The organism is Nostoc sp. UHCC 0252, from assembly GCF_034931145.1.
In the GTDB taxonomy this organism is placed as follows: domain Bacteria; phylum Cyanobacteriota; class Cyanobacteriia; order Cyanobacteriales; family Nostocaceae; genus Nostoc.
This window is the reverse complement of the sequence record NZ_JAYGHE010000019.1, coordinates 80,596-95,158: the sequence shown is the minus strand read 5'-3', so window position 1 is coordinate 95,158 and position 14,563 is coordinate 80,596. Positions and strand designations below refer to the sequence as shown.

Below are 14,563 nucleotides of genomic sequence, written 5' to 3'. Positions count from 1 at the left end.
ACTGAGGTTTCAAAAATTAAGCTCTATGGTCAGCATTCCCGGATATCACGTTGGCAAAGAACTCTACAATGGTTCTCGAACCTTGGTTTATCGCGCTAATCGAGAAAGTGACCAAAAATCTGTGGTGATTAAGCTGATGAAAACTGTTTATCCCAGTTTCATTGAATTAATCCAGTTTCGGAACCAGTTTACCATCGCCAAAAATTTAAATCTACCTGGAATCATCCAAACATACGGACTAGAACCCTATCAAAATGGCTATGCCTTAGTAATGGAAGACTTTGGGGGAATTTCTCTTAAAGAATGGGGGGTAGGGAGTAGGGAGTGGGGAGTGGGGGAAAGCGTAGAATCTCTGATGGAGTTTTTACGAATTGCGATCGCACTGTGCAATACGTTAGATATTCTAATTCGTCATCGAGTCATTCACAAAGATATTAAACCCGCCAATATTTTAATTAATCCAGAAACTAAAGAAGTTAAGTTAATAGACTTTAGTATTGCATCTCTGTTGCCACGAGAAACTCAAGTTTTGATGAGTCCTAATGTATTAGAAGGAACACTCGGCTATTTATCACCAGAGCAAACTGGGCGAATGAATCGGGGAATTGACTACCGAACTGATTTTTACTCTCTAGGTGTAACTTTTTACGAGTTATTGACGGGGGAATTACCATTTCAATCATCCGATCCGATGGAATTGGTACATTGTCATATTGCCAAACTTCCGCTTTTAGTAGATGAGATTAATCCCCAAATTACGCCTGTACTCTCATCGATTGTGAATAAACTGATGGCGAAAAATGCCGAAGACCGCTATCAGAGCGCATTGGGGGTGAAATATGATTTAGAAAATTGCTTACATCAACTCAAAGAAACGGGGGAAATTACAAGTTTTCCGATTGCTCAACGGGATGTGTGCGATCGCTTTATTATCCCAGAAAAACTCTATGGTCGTGAGCCTGAAGTTGAAACTCTGCTCAAAGCCTTTGACCGCGTTACCAACAATCAGACAGAACTAATGCTGGTGGCTGGTTTTTCTGGTATTGGTAAAACTGCTTTGGTCAACGAGGTTCACAAACCCATTGTCCGGCAGAGGGGCTACTTCATTAAAGGGAAATATGACCAATTTAATCGTAATATTCCCTTTTCCGCTTTTGTGCAGGCATTTCGAGACTTAATGGGGCAATTGGTGAGTGAAAGTGATGCCCAGTTGTCAAGTTGGAAAAATAAAATTTTACAAGTGCTGCGCGATGAGGGGCAAGTTATTCTTGAAGTAATTCCCGAACTAGAACAAATTATTGGTCAACAACCACCTGCAACGGAACTCTCGCCAAGTGCAGCCCAAAATCGCTTCAATTTACTCTTCCAAAAATTCATTCAGGTATTCACCACAAAAGAACATCCACTAGTAATTTTCCTTGATGATTTGCAGTGGGCTGATTCTGCATCACTCAAATTGATGCAGCTGCTGATGAACGAGTCAGGAAGTGGCTCTTTACTTTTAATTGGAGCTTATCGAGATAATGAAGTCTCTAGCGCACATCCGTTGATGTTGACTTTAACGGAGATTCGCAAAGCTAATGCTACGATTCACAGCATTACTTTAGCCCCACTTACTAAAGCCAGTTTAAATCAATTAGTGGTTGATACCTTGAGTTGTTCAGATAAAATTGCCCAACCACTAACTCGACTCATATATCAAAAAACTCAAGGAAATCCATTTTTTGTAACGCAATTTCTCAAAGTATTGTATGAAGATGGATTGATTACATTTAATTTTGCTCAAGGGTATTGGCAATGTGATATTGCTGCTGTAAAATCTCTGGCTCTCACTGATGATGTGGTAGAGTTCGTAGCACTACAATTGCAGAAGTTGTCAGCAGCAACGCAAAATGTGTTGAAATTAGCCGCGTGTATTGGCAACTCTTTTGATTTGCTAACCTTAGCAATTGTTTCTGAACAATCTGAAACCGAAACGGCAGCGTTTTTATGGAAAGCTTTGCAAGAAGGGTTAGTTTTACCTACTAGTGAAGTTTATAAATTCTTTCAAGAGAATGGGCATGATTCTGGATCAAATCCTTTAAATTCCAATTTCCAACTCCCTATCTACAAATTTTTGCATGACCGTGTGCAGCAAGCTGCCTATTTGCTAATTCCAGATGCAGAGAAACAATTTACGCATCTTAAAATTGGTCAATTACTCTTGCAAAATACCTCTGAGTCTCAGCAAGAGGAGCGAATTTTTGAGATTGTCAGTCAGTTAAATCGAGGAATATTGCTAATCACCCAACCGACTGAACGTCAACAATTAGCTCAGTTAAATCTGAATGCTGGTCGAAAAGCGAAAGAAGCTACCGCTTATGGTGCAGCAATGCATTACTTCAATTCGGGAATGGAATTGTTGGCAATTAATAGTTGGGAAATTGCCTACGAATTGACTCGAAGTTTATACGAAGAAGCCGCCGAAGCTGCCTTTCTCAACAATGAGTTTGAGCTTATGGAGTTTCTGATCCAGGTCGTCATCGAAAAAACAACCACCTTACTGGATAGAGTGAAAGTTTATGAAGTGCAACTCCAAGCTTATCAGGTGCGGAATCAATCATTCAAAGCGATCGCAATTGGACGTGAACTTCTGGCTCAACTTGGGGTAACATTACCTGAATCAGTCACACCTCCAGACATTCAGCAATCTGTAGTCAATACGCTCTCCACCTTGGCTGACAGAAGTATTCAGGGCTTAGTTGATTTGCCATTAATGGATGATCCCAAAGCTTTGGTTGCTTTGCGGATTATGGCTAGCATTACTCCCGCCATCCATCAGGCTGCGCCTTATCTGTTCCCAATTATTGCCTGCGAAGAGGTGAATGTATCTCTTAAATATGGCAATGCACCACTTTCTGCACCAGGGTATGCAGATTTTGGAATTGTACTTAATACTTGTAACCAATTGGAGTCAGGCTACGAATTTGGCAAACTAGCTTTAATGCTGGTGGATAGACTTCAAGCAAAATCTGTTCAAAGCATGACTCTATTTAAGGTGGGTGCATTGAATCAATTTAATCAACAACATGCTCGCACCTCAATTAGTTTATTACAGGAATCCCATACTTTTGGATTAGAGACAGGCGATTTTTTTCATGTGCTAGCATCGATGCTTTTTAAGTTATTTTATATCTATTTAAGTGGCACAGAAGTTTTGGAAATCCTTTTAGCAGATATCAAAGCCTATGAGTCTAATTATGCCAAAAATCAACGCTTATTAAATTGGTCTAATATCGCCTCTCAAACCATTAAAAATCTCACAGAATATAGCGACTATCCAGACTCCCTGATTGGTGAAGATTGTCAAGAAGAAGAACTCTTATCTGCGCTCCTTCAAGAAAAGGACGAGTTAACACTCCATATATTTCACCTAAGTAAGTTAACACTCAGTTATTTGTTTGAGAATTTTCCAGTGGCAGTTGAAAATGCAAATCAGGGAGAGCAATACCTCAATGGTGCAGCAGGAATGTTATCTGTGCCTGTTTTCTACTATTACGATTCTCTGTCTCGGCTGGCTGTCTATGCAACGGCTGAACCGTCTCAACAGGAGCAATTACTCTTAAAGGTTGGCGAAAATCAAGAAAAATTGCAGTTTAGAGCCAAATTTGCACCGATGAATTTCCAGCACAAATTTGATTTGGTGGAAGCAGAACGCTATCGGGTTTTGGGCGAAAAAATAGCAGCAATAGAATTATACGATCGCGCCATAACTCTAGCGAAAGCAAACGAATATATTCAAGAAGAAGCTTTGAGCAATGAACTAGCTGCCAAGTTCTACCTCGAATGGGGTAAAGAAAAAATTGCCCAAGTTTACATGCAAGAAGCTTATTACTGCTATGCTCGTTGGGGCGCTAAAGCCAAAACTGAAGACTTAGAAAAACGCTATCCTCAACTCCTGGCTCCTATCTTACAAGGGCAGCATAATCGCTTTCAACTGAGTTCAAGTGTCGATGCATCGTCATTTCCACATCAAACCATCCACACAAATCTTTCTAGCAGCAGTATTTCTGAAGCCCTCGATTTTGCCACCATCTTTAAAGCCGCACAAGCTCTTTCCAGTGAAATTCAATTAGAGCAATTGCTCACTACCCTCTTGCAAGTGGTGATGGAAAATGCTGGAGCGAAAAAAGTTGCCCTACTTGTACTCGAACAGGGCAACTTAGTGGTTAAAGCTGTAGCCACCATCAATGAAGGGGTGACTCTGGTATCTGTACCATTGTCAAGTAGCCAAAACATTCCGATCGCATTGGTAAACTATGTCAAACGCACCTTAAAAACTGTGGTGCTGGATGATGCAACAGTAAAAAACGATTTTATTACTGACCAATATTTGATGGAGCAAGAACCCAAAAGTGTGTTGTGTACGCCGATTTTGCGTCATGGTCAATTAATTGGGTTACTATATCTGGAAAATAAGTTGACGATTGGCGCATTTACAAGCGATCGCACCGAAATTATCCAACTGCTATGCGCTCAAGCCGCCATATCTCTAGAAAATGCCCGTCTTTATCAAGAATCTCAAAATTATGCCCATCAACTAGAGCGATCGCTCACTCAACTTCGTACTACCGAAGCCCGCTTCCAGAAACTCGCTGATAATATTCCTGGGGCAATTTACCAACTACGTTTAAATGCTGACGGTTCAGTTTCAATGCCCTACGTCAGCTCTGGCTGCTACAACCTTTATGAGGTGACAGCAGAGGAAATAATCACAGGAACGCAGAGTCTTCGTTCTTATGAACATCCAGATGATTTTGCCAGCATGCAGCAGGCGATGATCTACTCTGCTGAAAACATCACACCATTTCGACAAGAATGGCGAATTATCACATCTTCAGGAACCATAAAATGGCTTCAAGGTGCATCTCAACCAGAGCGACAAGCTGATGGCTCAATTATATGGGATGGCGTAATCATAGATATTAGCGAACGCAAACTTGCTGAAGCCGCACTACAAGAGTCTGAAGCGGATTTACGGCACAAATCTCAGGATTTAGAAGAAGCGCTGCAAAATTTCCAACAAGTCCAATTACAAATGGTGCAAAATGAAAAAATGGCAACCTTGGGTAATTTGGTTGCTGGGGTGGCACATGAAATTAATAATCCCATTGGATTTCTCAAAGGCAGTGTCAACAATGCCGAAGAGTATATTCAAGACTTACTCGCCCATATCCAATGTTACCAAGAACATTATCCCAATCCAGCGATCGCAGTCATTGAGCATAGCGAAGAAATTGACCTAGAATTCCTGACTGAAGACTTACCAAAACTAGTAGACTCAATGAAGGTGGCTTCAGAACGGATTGAAGACATTAGTACCAGCCTTCGCACCTTTTCCAGAGCCGATACAACCGAAAAAGTTGCTTGTAATCTCCATGAAGGAATTGAGAGTACCCTGTTGATTTTGAAGTATCGCCTCAAAGCTAACGAAAAACGCCCAGCAATTGAAGTTATCACTGAATACGGAAAACTACCACCAGTTAAGTGCTTTTTAGGACAATTAAATCAAGTATTTATGAACATCCTCGCTAATGCAATTGATGCCTTAGATACATCCATTGAAGGGCTTTCTTTTGTCCAAGCGCAAGCGAACCATCACCAAATCCTGATTAACACCGAAGTATCTAATAAACATACGGTGACAATTCGCATCAAAGATAACGGTCAGGGGATGCCAGAGGAGGTTAGAGCAAAGATTTTTGATCACCTGTTTACAACTAAAGAGGTTGGGAAGGGAACAGGATTAGGATTAGCGATCGCTCGTCAAATTGTCGAAGAAACCCATAATGGGCGGTTGAGGTGCAATTCTGTGCTTGGTGAAGGAACAGAATTTGTCATTGAAATTCCAGTATTGTAATTAATTTGCGATATTCCTCTCAATGCATAACACTTCTAATTTTTCGGTAATCTGGAGGACAGCAATAGCACAATTTTACTAAATCTGTATAACTTGATTCTAAATGAGGTATCGTTCAGAGTTAAGATGACACAATTGCATTAAATTGTGGTTAAAGCTACAGAAAATTGTCACAGCAACTAACTAATACAGTATTTCCAGCCTCGGTCTTCCGATTAGACAGTGGTTTAACGTTTATTCATCAAGAGATTCCCACTACTCCCGTAGTTGTAGCGGATGTTTGGGTGCGTGCTGGAGCAAGCCTAGAGCCAAAACCGTGGTTTGGTATGGCGCACTTTTTAGAACACATGATTTTTAAAGGGACGGCGACGTTACCCCCTGGAATGTTCGATTCCAAAGTTGAAAACCGGGGTGGCGTAAGTAATGCGGCGACAAGCTATGATTACGCTCATTATTCACTCACCACAGCTGCCCCTTATTTAAAAGATACTCTCCCCTACTTGGGAGAACTCTTGCTGAATGCAGCAATTCCAGAAGACGAATTTAGCCGCGAACGGGACGTGGTGCTAGAGGAAATTCGCTCTTGTCAAGACGATTCCGACTGGATAGGATTTCAAGCTCTGATTCAAAGCATCTATCCGCATCACCCCTACGGACGTTCGGTGCTGGGTACTGAGCAAGAACTGATGCAGCAATCGCCAGAAGCAATGCGCTGTTTTCACCGCACTCACTATCAGCCGGAAAACATGACAGTGGTAATTGCTGGGGGTATAGCCCAGCAACCAGCTTGGGAATTGGTAAATCGTTCATTTGCTGATTTTGCCGAACGCTCGAATTGTCCGCAGTTTGAGAAAGTGACAAAGCCAGCAATCACAGGAATTCACCGTCAAGAACTGTGTTTACCGCGTATAGAGCAAGCGCGATTGTTGATGGCTTGGCTAGTACCAGGAGTAGAAGAAATTCGTACTGGCTATGGTTTAGATTTGTTATCGGTGTTATTGGCAGAAGGGCGAACTTCGCGCTTAGTGCGCGATTTACGAGAAGATTTGCAATTGGTACAAGGAATTTATAGTAGTTTTTCTCTACAACGAGAATCAAGTTTATTTACAATTACTGCCTGGTTAGAACCAGAAAATCTGGAGGAAGTTGAGTCCTTAATTTGCGCTCATTTGGATGACTTGCAGACTGGAGCAATTAGTGAACAGGAACTTGCCCGTACACGCAGGGTATTGTGTAATGAGTATGCATTTTCTACTGAAACACCAAATCAACTGACGGGGCTTTATGGATATTACAACACCATCGCCCAAGCTGAATTAGCTGTGACATATCCGCAACAAATTCAGTCTTTTGATGCCCAAGAACTACAAAAATTAGCTAAACAGTATCTATCACTGGAAAATTATGCGGTTACTGTACTTAAACCTTGTTAGTTATTGGGAATTGGGAATGGGGAATTGGGAATTAGTTTTTGACAAAGGACGAATGACAAATGACAAATGACAAAGGACAAATGACAACCTTGCTGCAAAAATCGCCTATCCATCGCACCGTATTAAATAATGGCATTGTCGTGCTGGCAGCAGAAAATCCTGCTGCGGATATTATTGCTGCACGAATTTTTGTGCGCGCCGGTAGTTGTAACGAAAACCGGGAGCAAGCAGGGTTGGCGCATTTGTTATCAGCAGTGATGACAAAGGGATGCGATGGACTCTCCAGCTTAGAAATTGCAGAAATTGTCGAGTCTGTAGGGGCGAGTTTGAGTGCGGATGCTGGCACTGATTATTTTCTGCTATCTTTCAAGACGGTAACATCCGATTTTGGTGAAATTTTAGCATTGGCAGGGCGGATTTTGCGATCGCCTACTTTTCCCGAAACTCAAGTGGAACTAGAACGCCGTTTAGCACTCCAAGATATTCGTTCCCAAAAAGAGCAACCGTTCAATGTCGCCTTTGAACAAATGCGGCAGGTAATGTACCAAAATCATCCCTACTCGATGTCGGTACTGGGAGATGAAACCACCATGAGTAGCTTAACTCGTGCAGATTTGGTGGAGTATCATCAAACTTATTTCCGTCCAGATAATGTAGTAATTAGCATTGCTGGGAGAGTCACACCCACAGATGCAGCCGCGTTGGTAGAAGAAGTTTTTGCTGATTGGCAAGCGCCAGCTCAAGCACTACCAATACTAAATTTACCTGAAATTAGGGTGGAACCACAGGTAAAAGTTAAGCCAATACAGACACAGCAATCAATTGTGATGCTTGGTTATTTGGGAACATCGGTGAATTCTGTTGACTACGCCGCCCTGAAGTTGCTGTGTACTTACTTGGGAAACGGGCTTTCTAGTCGCTTGTTTGTCGAATTGCGAGAAAAACGCGGTTTAGCTTACGAAGTATCCGCCTTTTACTCAACAAGGCTATTTCCAGCCTCCTTTGTAGTTTACATGGGTACAGCACCAGAGAATACCAGCATCGCCCTAGAAGGACTACGTACAGAAGTAGATTTATTGTCTACGGATGAAGTTTCTGAAAGTGCCCTGCAAGCTGCGAAAAATAAGATTCTCGGACAGTACGCCTTGGGTAAACAAACGAACGGGCAAATTGCTCAAATATACGGTTGGTATGAAATTTTGGGCTTAGGAATTGATTTTGACACCAAATTTCAAGAATTGATTGCGGCAGTGAGTGCCCAGGATGCGATCGCTGCCGCAAGTAAGTATTTAAAAGAGCCTTATTTATCTTTAGTTGGTCAAGAAGAAGCAATTAATCGTGCGATCGCATAACTGAAAATTTGCGTAGGCGTAGCGATCGTAAACATTGTATGATGGAGCAGCTGTTTTTTAGACCAAGCGGTTGTACCATTAGCATGAGAATATTCTGGGAGTAAATTCCATGCAAAGCAGCCTGACAGCAAGTATTTTGAGTTACTTAAAATTACTAGACCCCACTGTAAATCGCTGTAAAATGGAAAAGCTGCAAAAAGTTTGGTGGCTAAAGAAGTATAAATCTTTATCAGCCATTGAAATACTCTTGCTCTCCGCTACACCTCTGCTTATTGCCTCAACGCCTGTAGTATCAATTGCAGCACCACAAAAAATTGCTCAAGTCAATCCTGCTAATAGCATTAATCGCCCTACCCTCAAAGTTGGTAGCCAAGGCGAACGTGTATCTGAACTTCAAGCAGCCCTAAAACTTTTGGGTTTTTATTCTGGTGCGGTAGATGGTACATATAGTGAGAATACAGCTAATGCTGTTACCCGATTCAAACAAGCAGCTGGTTTAAATCCAGATGGCATTGTTGATGCCAACACGTGGCAACGACTTTTCCCTAAAGACCAAGCAATAACATCAACCGTTCCTTCATCTCAGCCAAGATTTAACTCAGCTACGAATTTTCCTGTTCCAACCCAGACTAGCAACTTCACCAACGTTGTAAATCCTAACCCCAACCCTCCAAGGCAACCTGTAACACGAGTTGCGGCTAGCCCCGAACCAAGGCCGGCTACCCCAAGAAGAACTACATCAAGCACACAAAAAACGCCGAATCGGACTACATCAACTACTCGGACTCAAGCAACTACACGGACTGGGCAAAATACTCGAACTCAGCCAAAAACGAGTACTCAGCGAACCCCTGGCATTCAATACACCTCAGAAGGATTGCCAATTTTGCGTATAGGATTACGTGGTTCTGAAGTTGTTAAGCTGCAACAACAACTGAAAAAGCTTGGTTTCTTGAAAGGCGATGTCGATGGAGACTTTGGCGAGACAACCGAAGCAGCTGTGAAAGCAGCACAAAAGCGCTATGGTTTAGAAACTGACGGTGTAGTTGGTGGCTCTACCTGGGAGGTTCTTTTGCGGCGTTAGCCCCAACAGCGTTAGGCTGATATTAAAGTTGCCATCTACTATAGTGAAATTTTGGCAGTTCCCTTAATGATGGAACTTGCTAGTGCTAAATACCCTCTTTTAGGTACAGAGGTTTCTCTCGGTCGAGAAACCTCTATAAAATTTTTGCTGCTCTATTAATTTTTGATAAATTTAATTCGTGGTACATCCTGCAATACGATAAAGATACACCGATTAAAAGTATCTCTCTATGCCAGCACTGAAAAATTACATTGCTTTTGGGCTGACAAAAAATGATGGCAACTTTAAGAGTCAAGCACAATGACACCTGATAGTGTTACAGATCACAGCTGTAAATAGTGAAATTAATTAAACTTACTGCTAATTCCTCTAAAAAAACTTATGAAACACTTTTTATTAACTTGGCTCGGTACTGCGGTGGCGTTATTTCTGACTGCTAATATCGTTCCAGGATTCTTTATCAAGAATTTTGTGACTGCCTTGATAGCTGCCCTTGTTATTGGTTTGGTTAATGCATTTGTTAGACCAATTTTACAGATTTTGACCTTTCCAATTACCTTGCTCACCTTTGGTTTATTTACATTGGTAATCAACGCTTTAACTCTTTGGTTAGCAAGTGCCTTGACTCCTGGTTCTGGTTTTGAGATTCAGGGCTTTTTACCTGCTTTGTTAGGTTCAATTGTGCTAGCTATTGTTTCTAGCGTAATTAACTATTTTTTGAGAGTTGTTGACTAGAAAGTTTATTTCCGCCGTGCTGTACTAATGTTACTTTGGCGTTGCTGATTAAATGTATGAATCTGGGTGTAGAGACGTTGTAATGAAACGTCAAGACAAAAGTTTTGAAATTACGCAAAATCATTTTCATACCTGAATTCAGCAACGCTATTACTTTAGTAATGACTAATAAAGTTAAGCATTTCTTTCTTCTCCCCGTGTCGCGCCAGTTGCTTCTCCCAAGGGGAGACGCTGCGCGAACAAGTCGGGGAACCCGATGCCACTTGCTCATGGAGGAAACCCCCAAGACCGCAGTGGCTCTCCAACGCACTGGCTTCTCTGTGCCTCTGTGGTTCGTTAAAAAAATTGACTTTGACAAAGGATTTTAGCTTTAACTGAACCGTATTGAGCTAATGACTATTGATCAATGATGAATGGCACTTGATTCTACTTCTTCATCGCTTAAGTCATTTTTTTCGGCGATCAAACATACTAAATTGTGATTATTAAAATTGAGCCAATTTTTGTTCCCACCATAAAAGTAACGCAATAACCACAAAAAAATGGTAAAACATTTATTTAAAGCCTTTTTATCAAATATTGATGATTACAGAGCTTCTGAAAATTTTTGGCGTAATTTGTGTGAGAGTATTCTTAGAAAACACCAAGGAGAGAAACATGGATGGAAAATTTGGTTAAACGTTCATTTTAATGATGGAACTCCATTTTTAGATGGGAATCCAATTTATAGCTTAATATCGCCAGATAATAAAAAAAGTATTTGTATTAATCAAGACGAAGCGAATAAAGAAAAGATTTATATCGTAGCATGGATGAATAAATTTGGGCCGATTGATAAAGAAAATTTTATTGAAGAATTAGTTATTGTCTGCGAACTTTCAGAGGAATCTGCACAATTAGCTAGCGAACTTATCGAAGCATGGATAAAAGAAAATACTTCATATTATGAAATGCAACTATTGATTGAAAAGAAACTTTGAGACCACTACGTTGTCATCGACGAGAACAATAATGTGATTGGTCTACGACGGCGTTGCCGCATTCCCTACTGCCATTCGACCAATGACTAATAATATTTGAGGCTTGAGCAACAGCTAGCGTTACCGCTCCTGTTTGCCCTTGTAGCTGGAAAATCTGTTTAGGAACTAAGAACCTTACTCCCAATGCTTCTATGGTGGTAAAAGGAGAAACAGTCAATAATGGGGTTTGAGTCGCTGCAAGAATAGCAGCTGCCTCTGCTACGCTAGGTGTACCTACTTTGTGGTCGGTAATTGTGGCAGGGTTGGGGACACAGACACAGCTAAGGATTTGGGCAGAAAAAGTTTTTAGGGGCAAATTGCGTAAGTTGCAAAGTTCTATTAAACCAACTTCTAAGGCTTTAGTGTCAATGGTAGCAATTCCTGCGATCGCACTTTGGCAAAGTTGATTTTCTCTAAAAGCTTGCTCTATTGCCCAATCAATCAACTGCCATGAGGTTCCCCGTTTACAACCGATTCCTACCCATAAAATCTGTTGCACTTGGTGTATTTCCTTAATCAATTCGTCAGGATTGGGTTTACTCCAACAGCCAGCCAAATAAATCTCCCACCGTCAGCCTCAACTCACTTGCAAAATCTGGCACAGGGAGTAAAGCTTCTAATTCATCCAACATAACTGGCTGTTGATTGCGGATGTATACAAATACAGTTTGTTCTTCTGGATCAATTAGCCAACCCATTTGTGTTTCATAATTCAGGCAATGCAGAATATTTTTTGTAACTTTCGTTTGCCTTTGATCGGGCGATAGAATCTCAATAGTCCAATCGGGAGCTGCTGAAAATAAATTTGCTACCCTGCCATTTTCTTTGCGAGGTATTCTATCCCAAGTAAACACCGCTACATCCGGGACGATTGATCTACCTCCAAAGGTACACCGCAGTTCTGGATATGCTCGTGCAACTTTTTGAGGCTTTAAGACACCATTAATAAAAATAATCAGTTCACCTTGAATGGTACTATGTTCTCCCTGTGCCATAGGTTTCTGAATAATTTGGCCATCTATGTATTCACTAGCGGGCTTTGTTTCCGGTAACATTAGAAACTCTTCCAAAGTTATGTTTTTTGATGGTGTCCGTACCATAAGCGATCGCCTCCAATCCAGCAATTCTAATTAAAAAATCGCAAAGTACACAAAGAAAAAACCAGCTTAACTCTTACTCTGCGTACCTTTGCGCTACCTCAGCGTTCCTTTGCGTTAAAAAAATTACATCCTCTCCAATACCTCAATTCCCAACAACTCCAATCCCAACTTCAGAGTTCTAGCAGTCAAATCACAAAGAATCAAGCGTGATGTCCGTTGCGGTTCCTCCGCCTCCAAAACCTGAACTCCCTGATTGCGATCGTAAAACTGATTAAACTTCTTACTCAGCTCGTACAAATATTCACATAAACGATTGGGCAGCAAATCTTGCTCTACATTACTAATAACTTCATCCAGTTGAAGTAAATATTTTGCTAGCGCTAATTCTGTTTCATGTTCCAGCAAAACAGCATTGTTTCCCAACTCTTTAAAGTTAATATCACCCTTGCGGCTAATGCCCTGAATCCGCGCATAAGCATACAGCATATAAGGCGCAGTATTACCTTTGAAATCCAGCATTTTGTCGTAGCTGAAAATGTAGTTACTGGTGCGGTTTTGGCTTAAGTCTGCATATTTAACTGCGCTGATCCCAACTACCCTAGCAACTTCATTAATGAATTCTTCCGTTTCTTGGCGTTCTTCTTCTTGTAATCTGGCTTTTAGGTCAGCATGGGCACGAGAAACAGCTTCATCTAATAAATCGCGCAACCGCACAGTATCCCCAGAACGAGTTTTGAATTTCTTCCCATCTTCTCCTAACACCAACCCAAAGGGCACATGCACTAATTCCACATCATCGGGAATCCAGCCGGCTTTGCGTGCTACTTGGAAAAATTGAGCAAAGTGGTTTCCTTGTCCAGCATCGGTTACATAAACTATCCGCTTTGCTTGATCTTGCTGAATTCGGTAGCGCAGGGATGCTAAATCTGTTGTGGCGTAGTTATAACCGCCATCTGATTTTTGTACAATCAAGGGTAAAGGTTCACCTTCTCTATTTGTAAACCCCTCCAGAAAAACGCATTTTGCGCCCTGGTTTTCTACCAGTAAGCCCGATTTTTCTAAATCTTCCACAACTTTTGGTAATAAGGGGTTGTAGAAAGATTCACCCCGTTCAGTTAACTTGATATCCAGCAACTCATAAATTACTTGAAACTCCTGCCGCGATTGTTCGCACAATAGTTTCCAAGCATGAAGTGTATCTTCTGCACCTGCTTGTAATCTGACAACTTCTTGCCGTGCTGTTTCTTGAAAAGCTGCATCTGTATCAAACCGTTGTTTGGCTTTGCGGTAAAAAGAGACTAAATCACCAATATCTAAAGCATTTGCGGTGGTAAGCGCGTCTGGGTAAACTTCCCGCAGATAAGCGATTAACATGCCAAACTGCGTACCCCAATCACCCACATGATTTAACCGCAAAACATCGTGTCCTTGAAATTCTAAAATCCGGGCAATGGAATCACCAATAATCGTAGAACGCAGGTGTCCGACGTGCATTTCTTTGGCAATATTCGGACTGGAAAAATCCACAATTTCCCGCTTCGGTGTTTTCGCGGCTGGAACTCCCAACCTGTGATCAGCTTGAATCTCGTTCAGTTGTGCTTCCAGGTATGCCGTTTTCAGTTTCAGATTGATAAATCCTGGCCCAGCGATTTCTGGAGGTTCGCAGATTTCGGATACATCTAGTTTCTCAACGATCGCACCTGCGATCGCTCTTGGCTGCTTTCCTAACTTTTTACTCAGGGATAAAGCCACATTCGCCTGATAATCACCAAATTTAGGATTACTAGCAGAAACCAAAATTGGATCTACTCCAGCAAAATCAGCGCCAAAAGCCGCAACTAAAGCCTGTTCAAGCTGAACTTTTAGTTTTTCTTGTGTAGCGTTCATATATAAATTTTATCTGGGAGAGAGAATGTAGCTCTGCAAAAGCTTGATTATTAA

9 protein-coding genes are annotated in these 14,563 nt (G+C 41.4%); 6 read left to right on the top strand and 3 right to left on the bottom strand.

Annotated elements, in window-relative coordinates:
- Positions 1 to 25: 25 nt before the first annotated feature.
- The 6 genes from VB732_RS13940 to VB732_RS13915 all read left to right on the top strand — a co-directional run bounded on the left by VB732_RS13940 (position 26) and on the right by VB732_RS13915 (position 11,483).
- On the top strand, positions 26 to 5,899 hold the full coding sequence (locus VB732_RS13940; protein ID WP_323231442.1) for an AAA family ATPase: 5,874 nt from the start codon (positions 26 to 28) through the stop codon (positions 5,897 to 5,899).
- A 167-nt stretch (positions 5,900 to 6,066) separates the two neighbouring features.
- Positions 6,067 to 7,332, top strand: a complete 1,266-nt coding sequence (locus tag VB732_RS13935; protein ID WP_323231441.1) for a pitrilysin family protein — start codon at positions 6,067 to 6,069, stop codon at positions 7,330 to 7,332.
- 80 nt (positions 7,333 to 7,412) lie between these two features.
- The gene (locus VB732_RS13930) at positions 7,413 to 8,684 is read left to right on the top strand and encodes a pitrilysin family protein (protein WP_323231458.1); all 1,272 of its coding nucleotides are present in this window, start codon (positions 7,413 to 7,415) and stop codon (positions 8,682 to 8,684) included.
- Between the two features lie 109 nt (positions 8,685 to 8,793).
- Entirely contained in the window at positions 8,794 to 9,768 is a 975-nt protein-coding gene (locus VB732_RS13925) for a peptidoglycan-binding domain-containing protein (protein WP_323231440.1), read from the top strand.
- A 381-nt stretch (positions 9,769 to 10,149) separates the two neighbouring features.
- Positions 10,150 to 10,503: a phage holin family protein gene (locus VB732_RS13920; protein ID WP_229468881.1), complete on the top strand. Its 354-nt coding sequence runs from the start codon at positions 10,150 to 10,152 to the stop codon at positions 10,501 to 10,503.
- A gap of 542 nt (positions 10,504 to 11,045) precedes the next feature.
- Complete coding sequence (locus VB732_RS13915) at positions 11,046 to 11,483, top strand: hypothetical protein (protein ID WP_323231439.1); 438 nt, start codon at positions 11,046 to 11,048, stop codon at positions 11,481 to 11,483.
- Positions 11,484 to 11,496: 13 nt separating this feature from the next.
- On the opposite strand, the gene VB732_RS13910 is transcribed toward VB732_RS13915, so the two are convergent.
- The 3 genes from VB732_RS13910 to argS form a co-directional block, all read right to left on the bottom strand.
- On the bottom strand, positions 11,497 to 12,021 hold the full coding sequence (locus VB732_RS13910; protein WP_323231438.1) for a cobalamin biosynthesis protein: 525 nt from the start codon (positions 12,019 to 12,021) through the stop codon (positions 11,497 to 11,499).
- A 37-nt stretch (positions 12,022 to 12,058) separates the two neighbouring features.
- Positions 12,059 to 12,622 (bottom strand): Uma2 family endonuclease, encoded by a 564-nt coding sequence (locus VB732_RS13905; RefSeq protein WP_323231437.1) that lies wholly within the window; start codon positions 12,620 to 12,622, stop codon positions 12,059 to 12,061.
- A 123-nt stretch (positions 12,623 to 12,745) separates the two neighbouring features.
- Positions 12,746 to 14,509: an arginine--tRNA ligase gene (gene argS, locus VB732_RS13900; RefSeq protein ID WP_323231436.1), complete on the bottom strand. Its 1,764-nt coding sequence runs from the start codon at positions 14,507 to 14,509 to the stop codon at positions 12,746 to 12,748.
- Positions 14,510 to 14,563 lie beyond the last annotated feature (54 nt).

Coding starts and splice junctions, on each gene's coding strand:
- argS (WP_323231436.1), bottom strand. CDS start 14,509: ATGAACGCTACACAAGAAAAACTAAAAGTTCAGCTTGAACAGGCTTTA.
- VB732_RS13905 (WP_323231437.1), bottom strand. CDS start 12,622: ATGGTACGGACACCATCAAAAAACATAACTTTGGAAGAGTTTCTAATG.
- VB732_RS13930 (WP_323231458.1), top strand. CDS start 7,413: ATGACAACCTTGCTGCAAAAATCGCCTATCCATCGCACCGTATTAAAT.
- VB732_RS13925 (WP_323231440.1), top strand. CDS start 8,794: ATGCAAAGCAGCCTGACAGCAAGTATTTTGAGTTACTTAAAATTACTA.
- VB732_RS13940 (WP_323231442.1), top strand. CDS start 26: ATGGTCAGCATTCCCGGATATCACGTTGGCAAAGAACTCTACAATGGT.
- VB732_RS13920 (WP_229468881.1), top strand. CDS start 10,150: ATGAAACACTTTTTATTAACTTGGCTCGGTACTGCGGTGGCGTTATTT.
- VB732_RS13915 (WP_323231439.1), top strand. CDS start 11,046: ATGGTAAAACATTTATTTAAAGCCTTTTTATCAAATATTGATGATTAC.